At 73.4% G+C, this 16,166-nt stretch carries 16 protein-coding genes; 3 read left to right on the top strand and 13 right to left on the bottom strand.

Annotation, left to right across the window (positions count from 1 at the left end; genetic code table 11):
- Window positions 1–17: 17 nt before the first annotated feature.
- Window positions 18–608: a hypothetical protein gene (locus ACZ6I1_RS11255; protein WP_469285758.1), complete on the top strand. Its 591-nt coding sequence runs from the start codon at window positions 18–20 to the stop codon at window positions 606–608.
- Window positions 609–1,207: 599 nt separating this feature from the next.
- Here ACZ6I1_RS11255 and ACZ6I1_RS11260 read toward each other — a convergent pair.
- From ACZ6I1_RS11260 to ACZ6I1_RS11295, 8 genes are all read right to left on the bottom strand, one after another.
- On the bottom strand, window positions 1,208–2,209 hold the full coding sequence (locus ACZ6I1_RS11260) for a TIGR03842 family LLM class F420-dependent oxidoreductase (RefSeq protein ID WP_469285760.1): 1,002 nt from the start codon (window positions 2,207–2,209) through the stop codon (window positions 1,208–1,210).
- Window positions 2,210–2,230: 21 nt separating this feature from the next.
- Window positions 2,231–3,631 carry a dihydropyrimidinase gene (gene hydA, locus ACZ6I1_RS11265; protein WP_469285762.1) on the bottom strand — a complete coding sequence of 467 codons (1,401 nt, stop codon included), beginning with the start codon at window positions 3,629–3,631 and terminating at the stop codon, window positions 2,231–2,233.
- 10 nt (window positions 3,632–3,641) lie between these two features.
- Window positions 3,642–4,937 (bottom strand): aspartate aminotransferase family protein, encoded by a 1,296-nt coding sequence (locus ACZ6I1_RS11270; RefSeq protein ID WP_469285764.1) that lies wholly within the window; start codon window positions 4,935–4,937, stop codon window positions 3,642–3,644.
- Window positions 4,934–5,776 (bottom strand): nitrilase-related carbon-nitrogen hydrolase, encoded by an 843-nt coding sequence (locus ACZ6I1_RS11275; RefSeq protein ID WP_469285766.1) that lies wholly within the window; start codon window positions 5,774–5,776, stop codon window positions 4,934–4,936. The genes ACZ6I1_RS11270 and ACZ6I1_RS11275 overlap by 4 nt, the downstream gene beginning before the upstream one ends.
- 167 nt (window positions 5,777–5,943) lie before the next feature.
- Window positions 5,944–7,707, bottom strand: coding sequence for a hypothetical protein (locus ACZ6I1_RS11280; RefSeq protein ID WP_469285768.1), 1,764 nt, complete (start codon window positions 7,705–7,707; stop codon window positions 5,944–5,946).
- A 45-nt stretch (window positions 7,708–7,752) separates the two neighbouring features.
- On the bottom strand, window positions 7,753–8,133 hold the full coding sequence (locus ACZ6I1_RS11285) for a PPOX class F420-dependent oxidoreductase (protein WP_469285770.1): 381 nt from the start codon (window positions 8,131–8,133) through the stop codon (window positions 7,753–7,755).
- Between the two features lie 41 nt (window positions 8,134–8,174).
- Complete coding sequence (locus ACZ6I1_RS11290) at window positions 8,175–8,321, bottom strand: hypothetical protein (RefSeq protein ID WP_469285772.1); 147 nt, start codon at window positions 8,319–8,321, stop codon at window positions 8,175–8,177.
- Between the two features lie 84 nt (window positions 8,322–8,405).
- Window positions 8,406–8,675, bottom strand: a complete 270-nt coding sequence (locus ACZ6I1_RS11295; protein WP_469285775.1) for a helix-turn-helix domain-containing protein — start codon at window positions 8,673–8,675, stop codon at window positions 8,406–8,408.
- A 64-nt stretch (window positions 8,676–8,739) separates the two neighbouring features.
- Here ACZ6I1_RS11295 and map point away from each other — a divergent pair, with 64 nt between their 5' ends.
- Entirely contained in the window at window positions 8,740–9,507 is a 768-nt protein-coding gene (gene map / locus ACZ6I1_RS11300) for a type I methionyl aminopeptidase (RefSeq protein WP_469285778.1), read from the top strand.
- 21 nt (window positions 9,508–9,528) lie between these two features.
- Here map and ggt read toward each other — a convergent pair whose 3' ends face one another.
- Window positions 9,529–11,328 carry a gamma-glutamyltransferase gene (gene ggt / locus ACZ6I1_RS11305; protein ID WP_469285780.1) on the bottom strand — a complete coding sequence of 600 codons (1,800 nt, stop codon included), beginning with the start codon at window positions 11,326–11,328 and terminating at the stop codon, window positions 9,529–9,531.
- 101 nt (window positions 11,329–11,429) lie between these two features.
- On the opposite strand from ggt, the gene ACZ6I1_RS11310 reads away from it, so the two are divergent.
- Complete coding sequence (locus ACZ6I1_RS11310; protein ID WP_469285783.1) at window positions 11,430–12,155, top strand: hypothetical protein; 726 nt, start codon at window positions 11,430–11,432, stop codon at window positions 12,153–12,155.
- Here the strand turns inward: ACZ6I1_RS11310 and ACZ6I1_RS11315 are convergent.
- The 4 genes from ACZ6I1_RS11315 to ACZ6I1_RS11330 form a co-directional block, all read right to left on the bottom strand.
- A complete protein-coding gene (locus ACZ6I1_RS11315) occupies window positions 12,115–13,374 on the bottom strand; it encodes a cytochrome P450 (RefSeq protein WP_469285785.1) in 1,260 nt (419 codons plus the stop codon). The two genes, ACZ6I1_RS11310 and ACZ6I1_RS11315, sit on opposite strands and share 41 nt — an antisense overlap.
- 69 nt (window positions 13,375–13,443) lie before the next feature.
- The gene (locus tag ACZ6I1_RS11320; RefSeq protein WP_469285787.1) at window positions 13,444–14,022 is read right to left on the bottom strand and encodes a GerMN domain-containing protein; all 579 of its coding nucleotides are present in this window, start codon (window positions 14,020–14,022) and stop codon (window positions 13,444–13,446) included.
- Entirely contained in the window at window positions 14,019–15,467 is a 1,449-nt protein-coding gene (locus ACZ6I1_RS11325; protein ID WP_469285871.1) for an ATP-binding protein, read from the bottom strand. Before ACZ6I1_RS11325 ends, ACZ6I1_RS11320 begins: the two co-directional genes overlap by 4 nt.
- A 15-nt stretch (window positions 15,468–15,482) precedes the next feature.
- The gene (locus tag ACZ6I1_RS11330) at window positions 15,483–16,166 is read right to left on the bottom strand and encodes a response regulator (protein ID WP_469285789.1); all 684 of its coding nucleotides are present in this window, start codon (window positions 16,164–16,166) and stop codon (window positions 15,483–15,485) included.

Consider the following 16,166-nt stretch of genomic DNA (forward strand, 5'->3'; position numbering starts at 1 on the left):
CCTGAAGGAGCAGGCCGGTGAACTGGTGGGCCGCATCCCGTAACGTCCCCACCCTCGCCGCCGTCACCGCTGTCACGGCCGGCGCAGGCCTGGCATTCGGACAGAGCCGCATCCCCGTACCCGCGATGGTCGGCGGGGCCGGACACTTCCTTCTCGCCGCGCTGATCACCGTCATCCCCGCCGTCACATGGCTCGCCTTCACCGGCCGCGCCCGGGACGCCACGGAAACAGTCGCCGTGCGGGCCGTCCACCGCTTCGATACCTCCCTCGCCGCCGTCTGCGCAACCCTCGCCCTGAGCATGGCCGTCCTCGGACACTTCGCGGGCGCCCACTCCGTGGCCCTGGCCATCGGCCGGAACACCGCCTTCTACCTCGGCCTTGCGCTCACCCTCAACCCCCTCACCGGCGCCCGGATCGCGGCCCCGGTCCTCACCGCTGTCCCCCTGGTCCTCGCCGTCGGAGGATGGAAGAGCGGCGGCCGCGGAGCGCAGCCGTGGGCTGTCGTCCTGCACCCCGCAACCAGCATGCCCGCCCTCCTGGCGGGCGTCGCGGTCCTGGTTGCCGGGGCGACGTTCAGCAGCCTCAAGCCGCCGCGCGACGCCCTTTAAGAGGCCGACCTCAACTGACCTCACAACCGACAGGACGGGCCGCCCCACTCAACCTGGGGCGGCCCGTCCGCACTCTACGGACCTCGCAGGCGGTTGGTGATAGCACCCATGTGCTTCCCCCACTCCCAGTTGACCTCGGTGATGCGCTCCCGGCCGCGCAGCAGGCTCCTGCTCCGCGGGAACAGAGCAAAAGACGTCCGTCGACTGTGGGCCGTTGTCGATCGCCTCGGCCAGTTGTTCGGAGTGGACGTCCGTAGGGGCTTGAGAACTCGGTACCAGGGGTGGTCGTCTGGTTGCCTGAGCCACTGGCAGCCGTTGTGCCGCTGACGGCTCCAGACGGCACGAGGTCGGATACGAACTCGGGTCCGGCGTGCCCGGTCAGCAACATCGGCAGCAGCACGATGATTTGACGAACCGTCCGCCCGCGGGGACCGCGCCGGGCGCGCGCTCAACGCGGCCGCGCGGTCGGATATCTGGCCGGGCGGGCCGATGGGGACGGTGGCGGTCAGGGAGGTGGAACCCTTCTTCGGGGACGGAACGAGGCGCTCGGGGCACCAGCGGGTCGTGAGGCGCGGGGCGTGGTGCGAGGGGGAAAGGGCTCAGGCGTTGATCACGGGGATGATCTCGGAACCGTAGGCGTCGATGGCGGCCTCCCTGGCGTCGTGCATCGCGTACACGGCGAACTGGTCGACGCCGAGGTCGCGTAGGGCCCGGAGCTTGGTGATGTGGGCCTCGGGTGGACCCAGCAGGCAGAAGCGGTCGACGATCTCGTCGGGGACGAAGTCCGTGGACGGGTTCCCGGCGCGGCCGTGGTGGCTGTAGTCGTAGCCGTGGCGGGCCTTGATGTAGTCGGTCAGGGCGTCCGGGACCAGCCCGGAGTGCTCCCCGTAGCGGGAGACCAGGTCGGCCACGTGGTTGCCGACCATGCCGCCGAACCACCGGCACTGGTCGCGGGCGTGGGCGAGGTCGTCGCCCACGTACGCGGGGGCCGCCACGCAGATGGTGATCGAGGCCGGGTCCCGGCCGGCCTCCGAGGCGGCCTCCCGGACGGCCTTGACCATCCACTCGGTGAGGAAGGGGTCGGCGAGCTGGAGGATGAACCCGTCGGCCTTCTGCCCGGCCAGGGCCAGGGCCTTCGGCCCGTACGCGGCCATCCAGACGGGCAGCTTCCCCTCCCGGATCCAGGGGATCCGGATCGGGCTGCCGTCGACGACCGCCTCACGGCCCTCCGCGAGGTCGCGGATCACGTCGATGGCCTCGCCGAGCCGGGCCAGGGTGTTCGGCGCGCGCCCCGCGACCCGCATCGCCGAGTCCCCGCGGCCGATCCCGCACACGGTGCGGTTGCCGAACATGTCGTTGAGGGTGGCGAAGGTGGAGGCGGTGACCTCCCAGGTGCGCGTGCCCGGGTTGGTGACCATGGGGCCGACGTGCATCTCCTGCGTGTGCTCGAGGATCTGGCTGTAGATGACGAACGGCTCCTGCCACAGCACGGCGGAGTCGAAGGTCCAGCCGTAGCGGAAGCCGTTGCGCTCGGCACGGCGCATGAGGCTGACGACCTGCGAGGCGGGCGGGTCGGTTTGCAGGACGAGGCCGAAGTCCATACGTGCGGCTCCTTACGGGGCTTACAGGTACTGGCAGGTGGAGCGCGGGATGAACACGCCGTGGCCGGGCCGGCCTGCGTACTCGCGCCGGTCGATGACGAGTTCGCCGCGCGAGAGCACGGTGTCGACGCGTCCGGTGATCCGCTTGCCCTCGTACGCCGAGTAGTCCACGTTCATGTGGTGCGTCTCGGCGGAGATGACCTGCTCGGCGTGCGGATCGTAGAGGACGATGTCGGCGTCGGAGCCCGGTGCGATGGTGCCCTTCTGCGGGTAGAGGCCGAACATCCGGGCCGGGGTCGCGCAGGCGATCTCGATCCAGCGGCGGCGGGTGATGTGCCCGTCCAGGACCGCCTGGTGGAGCAGGTCCATGCGGTTCTCCACCCCCGGCAGCCCGTTGGGGATCTTGGAGAAGTCGCCGCGGCCCAGCTCCTTCTGTCCCCGGAAGCAGAACGGGCAGTGGTCGGTGGAGACCACCTGGAGGTCGTTGGTCCGCAGCCCCCGCCAGAGCGCCGCCTGGTGCTCCTTCGGCCTCAGCGGGGTGGAGCAGACGTACTTGGCGCCCTGGAAGTCGGGCTCCGCGAGGTTGTCGGTGGACAGGAAGAGGTACTGCGGGCAGGTCTCCCCGAAGACGGGCAGCCCCTTGTCGCGGGCGGCGGCCAGCTCCGCGACCGCTTCCTCCGCCGAGACGTGGACCACGTACAGGGGGGAGCCGGCGACCCGGGCGAGCTGGATGGCGCGGTGGGTGGCCTCGGCTTCCAGGAGCACCTTGCGAACCTCGCCGTGGTGGCGGGGGTCGGTCTCGCCGCGCGCCAGGGCCTGTTCGACGAGGACGTCGATGGCGATGCCGTTCTCGGCGTGCATCATGATCAGCCCGCCGTTGCCGGAGGCCCGCTGCATGGCGCGCAGGATCTGCCCGTCGTCGCTGTAGAAGACGCCCGGGTAGGCCATGAACAGCTTGAAGGAGGTGATCCCCTCCCCGACCAGGAGGTCCATCTCCTTGAGGGTGCCCTCGTTGACGTCCGAGAGGATCATGTGGAAGGCGTAGTCGATGGCGCAGTTGCCGTCGGCCTTGTCGTACCAGGTGTCGAGGCCCTCGCGCAGGGCGTGGCCCACGCTCTGCACGGCGAAGTCGACGATGGTGGTGGTGCCGCCCCAGGCGGCGGCCCGGGTTCCGGTCTCGAAGGTGTCCGAGGCGGAGGTGCCGCCGAAGGGGAGCTCCATGTGGGTGTGCGCGTCGACCCCGCCCGGGATGACGTACTTCCCGCTCGCGTCGATCGTACGGTCGGCCGTCCAGGCCGCGGCGGCCGCCGAGCCGTGCGCGGCGAGGGCCGCCACGCGGCCGTCCTCGATCAGGACGTCCGCGTGCAGTTCGTCGGCGGCCGTGACGACGAGGCCGCCGCTGATCAGGGTGCGGATGCTCATCGGACTCCCCCTACTGGACGCTGCGCAGTGCCTGTTCGAGGATCTCGGCGCCCTCTTCCGCCTCGGCGACGGTGAGGGAGAGCGGCGGCGCGATGCGCAGCACGCTGGTGTTGTGCCCGCCGCCCTTGCCGATCAGCAGGCCGCCCGCGCGGGCGGCCTCCAGTACGGCGGTGGCCGCCTCCGGATCGGCCTGGTCGGTGCCGGGCCTGGTCAGTTCCAGTCCGGCCATCAGGCCGCGGCCGCGTACCTCCCGTACGGCGGGCGAGTGGGCGGCGACGGCGCGGAGCCGCTCCAGGAGGAGGCCGCCGACGCGGCGGGCGTTGCCCTGGAGGTCGTGCTCCAGCAGGTACGCGAGGTTGGCCAGGCCGGCCGCCATGGTGACCGGGGAACCGCCGAAGGTGGAGATGGAGTTGGAGTCGAGGCAGTTCATCACCTCGGCGCGGGCCACGACCCCGCCGATGGACATGCCGTTGCCGATGCCCTTGGCGAAGGTGAGGATGTCCGGCGGGCCGTTCTGGGCGTGGGCCTGCCAGCCCCAGAAGTGTTCGCCGGTGCGGCCCCAGCCGGTCTGCACCTCGTCGCTGATCCACAGGATGCCGTGCCGGTCCAGGACCTCGCGGAAGGCCCCGTACAGGCCGTCGGGCGGGGAGGTGAAACCGCCGACGCCCTGGATCGGCTCGGCGATCAGCGCGGCCACTCCCCCGCGGGCCTGCCCGAGCACGTCCTCGAGGTCGGCGACGGCCGCGGCGGTGAAGTCCGTGTCGTCGAGGTGCGCGAGGGGGCCGCGGGTGCGGACGGCGCCGTGGACGTAGTACGTCTGGAGCGGCGAGAGGCTGGTCGGGGACCAGCCCCGGTTGCCCGTGATGGAGACGGTGGAGAAGGACCGGCCGTGGTAGCTGTTGCGCATCGCCAGGATCTGGTTGGAGCGGCGGTACGTCGTCGCGAGCAGCAGCGCCGTGTCGTTGGCCTCGGTGCCGGAGGTGGTGAAGAAGACCCGGGCGTCGGGGATCCCGGAGAGCGTGGCGACCCGTTCGGCCAGCTCGATCATCGGGCGGTTCAGGTAGAGGGTCGAGGAGTGGATGATCCGCCCGGCCTGTTCGGAGACGGCCTTGGTGACCTCGGGCAGTGCGTGGGCGGTCATCGTGGTGAGGATGCCGCCGAAGAAGTCGAGGTAGCGGTTGCCGTCCGCGTCCCAGACGTGGCGGCCCTCGCCGTGGGTGAGCTCGATGGGGCGGTCGTAGTACAGGGCGAGCCAGTCGGGCAGGACGGTGCGGTGGCGGCTGTGCAGGGGCGTCGGGTTGGTCACGGCTGTACGAGCCCTCCGTAGGCGTCGGGGCGGCGGTCGCGGTAGAAGGCCCATTGGGTGCGGACCTCGTCGATGAGGCCGAAGTCGAGGTCGCGGACGAGGAGTTCCTCTTCCTTGTCGCTGGCGACTTCGCCGACGAACTGGCCGCGGGGGTCGACGAAGTAGCTGGTGCCGTAGAAGTCGTTGTCTCCGTACTCCTCTTGGCCGACCCGGTTGATGGCGGCGATGAAGTACTCGTTGGCGACGGCGGAGGCCGGCTGTTCCAGCTGCCACAGGTGCGAGGACAGGCCGCGGTGGGTGGCGGAGGGGTTGTAGACCAGCTGGGCGCCCGCCAGGCCCAGTTGGCGCCAGCCCTCGGGGAAGTGGCGGTCGTAGCAGATGTAGACCCCGACCTTGCCGACGGCGGTGTCGAAGACGGGCCAGCCGAGGTTCCCCGGCCGGAAGTAGTACTTCTCCCAGAAGCCCTTGACCTGGGGGATGTGGTGCTTGCGGTACTTCCCGAGGTAGCTGCCGTCGGCGTCGATGACGGCGGCGGTGTTGTAGTAGAAGCCGGCGCTCTCCAGCTCGAAGACCGGTACGACGATGACCATGCCGGTCTCGCGCGCCAGGTCCTGCATGCGGCGGACCGTCGGGCCGTCGGGGACGGCTTCGGCCCAGCGGTAGTGCTCGGGTTCCTGGACCTGGCAGAAGTAGGGGGCGTTGAACACCTCCTGGAAGCCGATGATCCGCGCGCCCTGGGCGGCGGCCCGCCGGGCGTGCTCCTCGTGTTTGGCGATCATCGATTCGGTGTCTCCGGTCCAGGTGGCCTGGACCAGTGCGGCGCGGACGACTTGGGCCATGAGCTGCTCCTCGCGACGGGAACGCCGGTTCTACGCACGTAGACGGTTGTCCGTAGGGAGTAGAACGTAGGCCTCGTCACAGCGTGGGGCAAGACCGCGTTGCGCGGTTGGAGTAGTCGATCAAGTTACGTCGCCCCACGGTCGATTGCGGTCAGGCGGCGGGCGCTTTACGCCGTGGCCATGCCCGCCACCCGGAGCGCGTGGACCAGGTTCCGCCGGTGGGTCGCGGAGGCCTCTCCGGCGGCCTGGAGCAGCCTCGGCACGAACCACTGCGGGGCCCGGCGGGCGAGGGCGGCGGCCTCCTCCGCGGTGCGGACCCGGACGAAGGCACCGAGGAGGGTGTCGGCCTCCCGGACGCGGCCGGCCGCCTCGAGCGCGAGCGCGGCCTCGGCGATCTCGGCGGCGGGGCGGGCCATGCCCTGGCGCAGCAGGCGGTCGCCGTCGGCCTCGCGGCCGGCCTCTCCGAGGGCGGCCGCGGCCGCGGCGAGCCGCTCGGGCGGCAGCGAGGCCGCCTCCCACAGCAGGGTGGCCCAGTCGGCTGCCAGTCCGGCGCGGACCAGCTGGTCGGCGAGGCCGGGGAGCCGGTCCGCGGGCCAGGCGGCGATCTCGCAGAGCAGTGCGTGGGCCTCGCCGCCGCGGCCCCGCGCGCGCAGCGCGATCAGTTCGGCGACGGCCGCCCGTGCGTTCCCGGCGCGGGGCGCGGCCGCCTCGCCGGCCGCGGATGCCGGCTCCTGCGGTACGGGGCCAGGGCCGGTGGTGTCCGGGGGGAGTTGGGCCGACTGCCGTTGTGCCGATTGCCGTTGGGCCGCTTGCCGTTGGGCCGGGGCGTCCTCCGCCGGCCCGGCCGTCGGGCGGCCGAAGCGGGCTCCGCGCGGGGCGGGGATCCCGGGCTCGGGGTGGCCGGAGCGCGCTCCGTGCGGAGCGGATCCGAAGTGCGGCCCGCCGGGGAGGCGGTCGCCGTCCGGGTGGCCCGGCGGCGGGGTGAAGGCCAGCGGTTCGGGCGCCGCCGAGCCCGCGTACCGGGCGCCCCCGGCCCGCCGCCCACGGCGGAGCCACCGCCCCTCGGCCCGCCCGACCGGCGCCTGGTCCTGCGCCTCGGCCCCGGCCTCCGCGTGCTGCGACACCGCGGCGCCGGCCTCCGTCCACACCGAAGCCGCGGCGTGCGCCCCCACCGGGTCTTCGGCGTGCGCCGCCCCCGGCTCCTCGGCGGGCGGTAACACCGCGGCGCCGGACTCGGGCCACACCGGGCCCTGGGCGTACGCCCACACCGGCTCCTCCGCCGGCGGCGCCATCGGGATCCGGGCGTGCGCCTGCGGCCAGGGCGGGCCCTGGGCGTCGGTCTGCGGCGGGGCCGGCCGCTGCCGGGGTACGCCGGGGAGCGGCTCCGCGGCTTCCGGCCCGCCGGGCGGCGCCGCCTCGCCCGGGGCGCCGGGCCGCAGGGCCGACAGGCGGGTCGCGAGGTCCTCGTGGCGGGCCGTGGCACGGGCCGCGTCGTCGTGGGTCCAGGAGAGCTCCCGGGCGAGGGCGTCCCGTTCGGCGGGGTCGGCGGCGCCGCCGAGCCGGGCCGTCAGGCTCCGCACGGCCGCCTGGGTGGCGGCCTGCTGCGCGACCGCCGCCGTGTACTGGGTCCGGAGCTGCTCCGCGCCGCCCGGCAGCCCGTCCCAGGCGGTGACCGCCGCGGCCCGCAGCCGGGCGGCGTACGCGGTCTCCCGCGCCGCGAGCTCCTCGCCGCGCGCCGCCGCCAGATCCCGCAGCAGCGACTCGACCACGTCCCACGGGGGCAGCGCGGCCCCGTCGAGACAGGCCCGCACGCCCTCCGGATCCCGGCGCAGGAACTCCCCGTACCAGCCCGCCCCGGGGTCGAGCCGTTCGGCCAACGCCCTGAGGTATGCGGCGAATTGACCGATCGCCGGCGCAGTCGCGGTCTCCATGACCGCATTGGACCCCACCCGTGTTACGGGCGGGCTACGGGCACCTCAAAGCTTGACGGCGATCGCGGTGTGCGGACGCCGGCCCCGCCGCGCCAGCATCGCGGGCACGTCCACCGCCCAGAACTGCCAGGTGTACTTGCGCAGCATGAGCCCGCGCACCCGCTTCAGACCCTCCGCGTCGAGCAGCCGGGCCTCGCCCTCGCGTACGGGCGCGCCGTCCGGCACGCGTCCGCGCACGTCGCAGGCGGTGACGGTGACCCGCCCGTTGTTGCGGATCCGCTTGACCTTCCACGCATCGCTGCGCGTCCACACGTACAGCTCCGCGCCGTCGGCGACCGCCCACACCGGCGTCGCCACGGGTGTGCCGTCCTTGCGGAAGGTGGTGAGACTGACGTACCGCGCCCTGCCCAGCTCTTCGAGATCCATGCCGGAACCCTAAGCGGCGGCCCACCCCGCCGGCAGCGCGGTCATCTGGTGCGCGCGCTCGAGCCGGGGGTGGCCGACGGCGATGCCCGGCCGTCGGGCACGGCGCAGGCCGCGAGGAGCAGGCCTCCCGCGAGGAGCGCGCCGAGGAGTCCGAAACCGAGTCTCTGGGGTGCGTTGGTGGCTGACACGCCCTCACGCTTGCCCCGCGCCCCGGCCGCGCCACCGCCGATTGGGCCGTTCGGCCGCCGGAACTCCCCTGCGGGCGGGTGTTCTCAGGCCGGTACCGCCACCGGCGCCGGTTCCGGCGCGCAGCGGCGCAGCACCTCGTCGAGGGAGAGCCCGAGGACGCCGGCGAGGGCCGCCACGGTGAAGAAGGCGGGGGTGGGCGCCCGGCCGGTCTCGATCTTGCGGAGGGTTTCGGCCGAGAGCCCGGCTCCGGCCGCGATCTCGACCATGCTGCGCGGACCGCGCGCCTCGCGCAGCAGCGCGCCCAGCCGCTCGCCGCGCTCGCGCTCTTCGGGGGTCAGGGGGGTTCGGACCATGCCCTCATCCTACCTCGCGGCCCAATAAGTATCCCGTTACAGTTATACCGGTATAGTTATTGGCATGGTGGAACTCAAGACGGACCAGTCGATCGAAGAGATGCGCGCCGCCGGCCGCGTCGTCGCCCACGCCCTCGCGGCCGTACGGGAGGCCGCGCGGGTCGGGGTCTGCCTGCTGGACCTGGACCGGGTGGCCCGCGGCGTACTCCGTGAGGCGGGCGCGGCCTCCCCCTTCCTCGGCTACCGGCCGAAGTTCGCGCCGGTGCCCTTCCCCGCCGCCGTCTGCATCTCGGTCAACGACGCCATCGTGCACGGGATCCCCGGCGCGTACCGGCTGCGCGACGGCGACCTGGTCAGCGTCGACTGCGGGGCCCGGCTCGGCGGCTGGGTCGGGGACGCGGCGGTCAGCTTCACCGTCGGCCGGGCCCGGCCGGCCGACCTGCGACTGATCGGGACCGCCGAGGCGGCCCTCGCCGCCGGCATCGCCGCGGCCGTGCCCGGCAACCGGATCGGCGACATCGCCCACGCGGTGGGCACGGTCTGCCGCGCCGCCGGATACGGCATCCCCGACGGCTTCGGTGGCCACGGCGTGGGCCGCCGCATGCACGAGGACCCGGGCGTGCCCAACGAGGGCCCGCCGGGACGCGGCATGACACTGCGCCCCGGCATGGTCCTGGCGATCGAGCCGATGCTGACCGGGGGCGGCACCGACGACTACACCTGCGACGGGGACGGCTGGACCCTGCGCACCGCCGACGGCAGCCGCGCCGCGCACGCGGAGCACACGGTCGCGATCACCGCCGGCGGTCCGAGGATCCTCACCGCGCCGTGAGCCCGTGCGAGGCGCGGCGGCTCACGGCCTGCCGTGCGGGTGGACCACCATCGCCGAGCCGCCGCCCCGGCGGCTCGTCTCGGCCGCCGCCAGCCAGCGCCCGTCCGGCAGGCGCTGCACACCGGTCGCGGCGCCGATCTCCGGGTTCTGCCGGAATCCCTGGCCGAGCGCCTCCAGCTCCGCCCGCAGCGGGCTGTTCCACAGGCCCGGCTCCAGCTCGGTGGTGGTCTGGTTGCGCTGGCTGGCCCGCGGCGCGGCGATCGCGTCGACCAGCGGCAGGCCCCGGTCCAGATGGCCGGTCAGGGTCTGCAGGACGGTCGTGATGATGGTGGCCCCGCCCGGGGAGCCCAGCGCGAGCACCGGACGCCCGTGTTCGAGGACGATCGTCGGCGACATGGAGGACCGCGGCCGCTTCCCGGGACCGGGCAGGTTCGGGTCGTGGACGCCGGGCGCGGCCGGGGCGAAGGAGAAGTCGGTCAGCTCGTTGTTGAGCAGGAAGCCGCGGCCCGGGACGGTGATCGCGCTGCCGCCGGTGGACTCGATGGTCAGGGTGTAGGACACCACGTTGCCCCAGCGGTCGGCGACCGTCAGGTGGGTGGTGTTCTCCCCCTCGTACGTGGTCGGCGCCGCCTGCCCGGTGGTGGCGCAGGGCGCCGGGTTCCGCGGGTCCCCGGGGGCCAGCGGACTGGTCAGCGCCCGGTCGGGCTTGATCAGGCAGGCGCGCGAGTCGGCGAACCGCTGGGAGAGCAGTTCCCTCGTCGGCACGTCCTCGGCGGCCGGGTCGCCGACCCAGCGGCCCCGGTCGGCGAAGGAGATCCGCGAGGCCTCGATGAAGCGGTGCAGGTACTGCGCCTCGGACAGCCCCGAGAGGTCGCTGCGCTCCAGGATGTTCAGTGCCTCGCCGACGGTGGTGCCGCCGGAGGACGAGGGGGCCATGCTGTACACGTCCAGGCCCCGGTAGCTCACCTGGGTCGGGGCCTGCCGCTTGGTGGCGTACGCGCGCAGGTCCTCGGTGGTGAGGTCGCCGGGCCGGACCTTGCGGGCGGCCGCGGGGTCCACCGGCGGCGTGCGGACGGTACGCACGATGTCCTCGGCGATCGGGCCCCGGTACAGCGCGCCGGTCCCCTTGCGGGCGAGTTCCGCGTACGTGGCGGCCAGGTCCGGGTTCTTGAAGGTGGAGCCGACCACCGGCAGGGCGCCGCCGGGCAGGAACAGCTCCCGGGTGGCCGGGAAGTCCCGGAACCGGGCCTCGTTGGCCTCGGTCTGGGCGCGGAAGGTGGCGTCGACGGTGAAGCCGTCCCGGGCCAGTTTCTCGGCGGGCTTCAGCAGGTGGCGCAAGGGGCGGGTGCCCCACGCGTCGAGGGCGCTCTTCCAGGTGGCGGGGGTACCGGGTACGCCGACCCCGAGGCCGCTGGTCTGGCCCTCGGCGAAGGGGATGGGCAGGCCGTTCTCCTGGAACAGCGCCGCGGTGGCCGTCGCGGGGGCCGTTTCGCGTCCGTCGACGGTGTGCACGCGCCGGGAGGCGGCGTCGTAGTAGACGAAGTAGCCGCCTCCGCCGATGCCCGCCGAGTAGGGCTCGGTGACCCCGAGCGCGGCGGCCGTGGCGATGGCGGCGTCCACCGCGTTGCCGCCGGAGCGCAGCACGGCGATCCCGGCCGCGGAGGCGTCGGCGTCGACACTGGCGACGGCCCCGCCGTACCCCGCGGCCACGGGCACCTTGGGCGGGGTGGCGGCGTCCGACGGCGGAGCGGCGGCCCCGGTGGACACGAGCGCCCCGGCGAGGGCGACGAGCGCTAACTGACGTGCGGCGGGACCACGCATCCGGTTCCTCCAGTCGACTGCCTGTCAGACCTAGGTGGAGCAGCGTAACTTCACCGCACCCCGCGCGTCAGGAATGTCGTGCTGCGGCTACCATCCGCCGCATGAACGACGACGTGCGCAACATCGTGCTCGGGGTGATAGCCACCGCCCTCAGCGGTGGCTTCGGCTGGTTCACCCGGACCTACCAGTGGCGCCGCGCGCTCCGCCGCAAGCAGGCCTTCTTCGGGCTGCCGACCGGGTCCGACTGCCTGTTCGTCGTCAACCGGCAGATGGGCGGCACCCCTTCGTCACTGCACCGCAACGACGCCTTCGCGCTGCTGGAGATCTCCGCCCTGATCAAGGACTGCGGGGCGAACGTGCAGATCATCACCCACGACGAGGCTCGCCAGGGATTCGGGGACCGGGCCGAGTTCTGCATCGGCGGCCCGGTCTCCAACAACCGCACCACCGCGCACCTGACGTCCATGCTGCCCGGCGTACGGGTCGACAACAGCACGGAGAGCGGACCCGACCGGGGGGCGATCTCCGTCGGCGGGGAGCTGTACCGCTGGGAGAAGGGCATGGTCGAGCACGTACTGCTGGCGCGGCTGACGACGGGGCGGGGTGCGCGACCGGTGTTCCTGCTGTCCGGGCAGACCGCCAACAGCAACCAAGCGGCCGCCCGTTACCTGGCCAGGAACCACGAGCGGCTCGCCCGCAAGTACCGCGGTGAGTCCTTCTGCATCGTGCTGAAGGTGATCAACTCCGATGCGTACGGGCCCGATGTGACGGAGCTGGTCGCGGACGTCACCGCGGCGGCCCGGACACCCGCAGCGGCAGCCGTGTGATCCCGTTGATGAAGTTGGAGACCAGCCGCCGGGGCGGGCCCGCGAGTTCGGGCACGGGCATGGCCGCGCACCACTCCTCGTAGAAGGTGCGCAGCTGGAGCCGGGCGAAGTGGGCGCCCAGGCACACGTGCGGGCCGTCCCCGAAGGAGACGTGCGGGTTGCGCTCCCGGTTCAGGTCCAGCTTCCCGGGGTCGGTGAAGACGCGCTCGTCGTGGTTGGCGGAGGCGTGGAAGACCACCACCTTGTCCCCGGCCCGGATCCGCTGCCCGGCCAGTTCGGTGTCGGCGGCGGCGGTCCGGCGGAAGCTGAGCACCGGCGGGTGGACGCGCAGCAGTTCGTCGACGGCACGGTCCTGCGGGACGCGGCCCTCGGCGAGCATCAGGTAGGCGTCCGGGTCGCGGGCGAGCGCGAGCAGGCCGCCGGGGGCCGCGCTGCGCACCGTGTCGTTGCCCGCGACGGTGAGCAGGAAGAAGAACATCTCCAGCTCGGCCGGGTCCAGACCGGCCTGGGCGAGGGCCGTCATCACGTCGTCGCCGGGGTGCGCGCGCTTGTGGGCGGCCAGTTCGCGGGCGTACGCGAACATCTCGCCGAGCAGCGCCGGGGAGCGCGGGTTGAGCGGCTTGCCGTCGGGGCCGAGTAGCGGCTCCGGGGCGTCCTCCGGGTCCTGGTAGCCGATGATGCGTACGGTCCACTCCAGCAGCAGGGCGCGGTCGGAGGCCGGCACGCCCAGCAGGTCGGTGAGGTTCAGCAGGGCGTACTCGTCCGTGACGGTGCGCACCAGGTCGGCGGCCGCGTCCTCGGCTCCCTCCCGCGCCGCGGCGAGCAGGGTCCGGGCGCGTTCCCGTACCCGCCCGGCGAAGGCGTCGACGCGGGCCGGGGTGAAGGCGCGGGAGACGATCCGGCGCAGCGTTCCGTGGGCCGGCGGGTCCTGGTTGAGCATGGTGCGGCGCAGGAACGGCAGGTCGGCCGGGTCTGGGTCGCGGATCTGGGTGGCACCGGTCCAGGAGGAGTACGTGCGGTGGTCGCGCAGGACGCTCACGACATCGGCGTGCCGGGTGACCGCCCAGAAGCCGGGGCCCGCGGGCCATCCGAGGATCTCGGGCTCGGCCTGCCAGGCCACCGGGTGGCGTTCGCGCAGCAGCCGGTAGCGGTCGTGGGGGATGCCCTCGGCGTAGATCCGGGGGTCGAAGACGTCGGGGACGTCCGCGGCGGGGTCCATGGGGCCACCGTGACGGGTGCGCGCCCCCGCCCGCAAGGGGCCGGGCGGCGTGCCCGCGCCCGCGGGCCGTCAGCCGGCGAGCTCGCAGTCGGCGGGGCTGAGCGCGGTGTCGGTGCCCCGGAGCGTGACCCGGTTGAGGGTGCCGGGGGCGGCGGCGAAGGCGAGGGTGCACACGAGCTGGCCGCGGGCCAGGTCCGACAGGTCGCCCACCGTGAACGGCAGCTGGGCCGTCACCGCTTCGTTCCCCTCGGACCCGGTGACCACCACGCTGCCCAGGCGCGGGTCGCCGTGCGGGGGCAGCGCCGTCGTGAGGCCGGCCTCCCGGGCGCGGCCGGCCGGGCCTGCCAGCAGCACCTGCAGGAGCGGGGTGGGTTGCATGCGGTAGCCGTCCGCGAAGACGGGGGTCGGGACGAGCCGGTCGCCCTCGCGCGAGACGAAGTAGAGGACGGGCCCGTCCGTGCCCGGTACCTCGACCATGGCGGCGTGCCCGCTCTCGATCACCCCGGTGGGTTTGATCCCGCATCCGGCGAGCAGCACGGCGCAGCCCGCCAGGGCCGCGGCCGTCGCGCCGCCCCGGATCCGCACCCTCTTCCGAGTCTTCCGGGACTTCGGGGTCTTCGGGGTCTTCGGGGTCTTGCGCTGCGTCATGCGCGGGCCTCCAGCGGCATGTCGAGGGTGAACACCGCTCCCCCGGCGGGCCCGTTGTGCGCCAGCAGGGTGCCGCCGTGCAGGCGCACGTTCTCCAGGGTGATGGCGAGCCCGAGCCCGCTGCCCGCGGAGCGGGTGCGGGCGGCGTCGGCCTTGAAGAACCGGTCGAAGATGTGCGGCAGCACCTCGGGGGCGATGCCGGGCCCGCTGTCCGCGACCTCGATCAGCAGCCTCTCGCGGTCCTCAGGGCCGGGCGCGGTCCGTACGGTGACGCGCACGGGGGCGCCGCCGTGGCGCAGGGCGTTGCCGACGAGGTTGGCGAGGATCACGTCGAAGCGGCGCGGGTCGAGCCGGGCGCGGGTGCCGGCCGGCAGCTCGGTGAGCACGGTGAAGACGCTGCCGTCGTCCCAGCGCCGGCGTTCCAGGGACTTGGCCACGGCCTCGGCGAGGTCCACGTCGTCGAGGTGGAGCTCGGCGGCGCGGGCGTCGAAGCGGGAGATCTCCATCAGGTCCTCGACGAGGACGGCGAGTTTGCCGGTCTCGGCGCTGACCAGGCGCAGGGCCTTGGCGGTGTCGGGGTCGAGCCGCTCGGCGTCCTCGTCGAGGACCTCGGTGACGGCGAGCATCCCGGCGAGCGGCGTGCGCAGCTCGTGGGAGACGTCGGAGGCGAAGCGGCGGGCCCTGGCCTCCGCCTCCTGGAGCTCGTGCACCGACCGCTCCAGGGCGCGGGCCGTTTCGTTGAAGGTGCGGGCGAGCCCGGCGAGTTCGTCGGCTCCCCGCACGTCGATACGGGTGTCGAGGCGGCCGCGGCCCAGGCGCTGCGCGGCCCGCCGCATGTCGCGGACCGGCCGCAGCACGCTGCGGGCGGCCAGCAGCGCGGGGACCACGGCGATGGCAAGGCCCGGTACGGCGCCCTTCTGGGCGGCCTCGACCATGGCCTGGACGGTCTGCTTCTCGTCGGACAGCGGCATGCTGGCGAAGAAGACGGCTCCGGTGGGCTCGTCGTACCCGCTGTGGTGGAAGCGGGCGGCGACCCCGAAGGTGAGGTACGTGTTGCCGCCCTTGAGCTCCACCCGCTGGAAGGCGCCGTACTGGTTGTCGCGCACCTTCTGGCGCAGGGTGTCGGTGATCGCGCCGGCGGCGGTCCAGCCGCTGTTGGCGGAGGCGCGGAGGCTGCCGTACTCGCCGAAGACGCTCCACGGGTGCGGTTTGGCCCGTTTCCCGAGGTCGATGACGATCTTCTGGAGGTCGTCCTGGGTCAGCGGGAGCCGCAGCGGTTGCTGCTCCAGCTGGTCCCGCAGGGTGTTGAGGGCGGTGTCCTGGCTCTGCTTGAGGATGGCGTTGCGCGCCTGCTGGTAGGTGAAGCCGGCCGTGGTCGCCGCGGTGACCGCGGCGACCAGCAGGAAGGCCGCGATCAGCCGGGTGCGCAGCCCGAGCGGCGCCATGCGTCTCACGGCCGCCTACAGGGGGCCGAAGCGGTAGCCGAAGCCCCGCACGGTCTGGATGTAGCGGGGGCTGCCGTCGGGGTCCTCGACCTTGGTCCGCAGGCGGCGTACGCAGGCGTCCACCAGCCGGGCGTCGGCGTGGTAGCTGTGGTCCCAGACGTACTCGAGGAGCTGCTGGCGGGAGAAGACCTGTTCCGGAGAGGACGACAGGTGCAGCAGGAGCTTGAGCTCGCTGGGGGCGAGGGGGACGCGCTCGCCGTTCTTCGCGACGGTCAGCCCGGAGCGGTCGATGGCCAGCTCGCCGTGGTGCTCGACCTCGGGGCGGCTGCCCGCCGGGGTGCTGAGGCGGCGCAGCACGGCTTTCACGCGGGCCTCTATGACCTCGGTGCGGGCGGGTTTGACGATGTAGTCGTCGGCGCCGGCCTCGAGGCCGATGACTATGTCGAAGTCGTCGCCGCGTGCCGTGAGCATGATGATCGGCACCTCGCTGGTCTCGCGGATCCTGCGGCAGACCTGCACCCCGTTGATCCCCGGCAGCATCAGGTCGAGCAGCACCAGTTCGGGGCGGAAGCCGGCCATCAGCTCGAGTCCCGCCTCTCCGGTCTCCGCGGCGCTCACCTCGTGGCCGCGGCGGCGCAGGCCGAGGCCCACGCCCTCCCGTATGGAAGGGTCGTCCTCGATCAGCAGTACGCGTGGCAT

The organism is Streptomyces sp. NPDC046303 (assembly GCF_055588085.1).

Excerpts from the sequence above, each read along its gene's own strand:
- ACZ6I1_RS11260 (WP_469285760.1), bottom strand. The coding sequence starts at position 2,209 with ATGGACTTCGGCCTCGTCCTGCAAACCGACCCGCCCGCCTCGCAGGTC.
- hydA (WP_469285762.1), bottom strand. The coding sequence starts at position 3,631 with ATGAGCATCCGCACCCTGATCAGCGGCGGCCTCGTCGTCACGGCCGCC.
- ACZ6I1_RS11275 (WP_469285766.1), bottom strand. The coding sequence starts at position 5,776 with ATGGCCCAAGTCGTCCGCGCCGCACTGGTCCAGGCCACCTGGACCGGA.
- ACZ6I1_RS11280 (WP_469285768.1), bottom strand. The coding sequence starts at position 7,707 with ATGGAGACCGCGACTGCGCCGGCGATCGGTCAATTCGCCGCATACCTC.
- ACZ6I1_RS11285 (WP_469285770.1), bottom strand. The coding sequence starts at position 8,133 with ATGGATCTCGAAGAGCTGGGCAGGGCGCGGTACGTCAGTCTCACCACC.
- ACZ6I1_RS11295 (WP_469285775.1), bottom strand. The coding sequence starts at position 8,675 with ATGGTCCGAACCCCCCTGACCCCCGAAGAGCGCGAGCGCGGCGAGCGG.
- map (WP_469285778.1), top strand. The coding sequence starts at position 8,740 with ATGGTGGAACTCAAGACGGACCAGTCGATCGAAGAGATGCGCGCCGCC.
- ggt (WP_469285780.1), bottom strand. The coding sequence starts at position 11,328 with ATGCGTGGTCCCGCCGCACGTCAGTTAGCGCTCGTCGCCCTCGCCGGG.
- ACZ6I1_RS11310 (WP_469285783.1), top strand. The coding sequence starts at position 11,430 with ATGAACGACGACGTGCGCAACATCGTGCTCGGGGTGATAGCCACCGCC.
- ACZ6I1_RS11315 (WP_469285785.1), bottom strand. The coding sequence starts at position 13,374 with ATGGACCCCGCCGCGGACGTCCCCGACGTCTTCGACCCCCGGATCTAC.
- ACZ6I1_RS11320 (WP_469285787.1), bottom strand. The coding sequence starts at position 14,022 with ATGACGCAGCGCAAGACCCCGAAGACCCCGAAGACCCCGAAGTCCCGG.
- ACZ6I1_RS11325 (WP_469285871.1), bottom strand. The coding sequence starts at position 15,467 with ATGGCGCCGCTCGGGCTGCGCACCCGGCTGATCGCGGCCTTCCTGCTG.
- ACZ6I1_RS11330 (WP_469285789.1), bottom strand. The coding sequence starts at position 16,166 with ATGCCACGCGTACTGCTGATCGAGGACGACCCTTCCATACGGGAGGGC.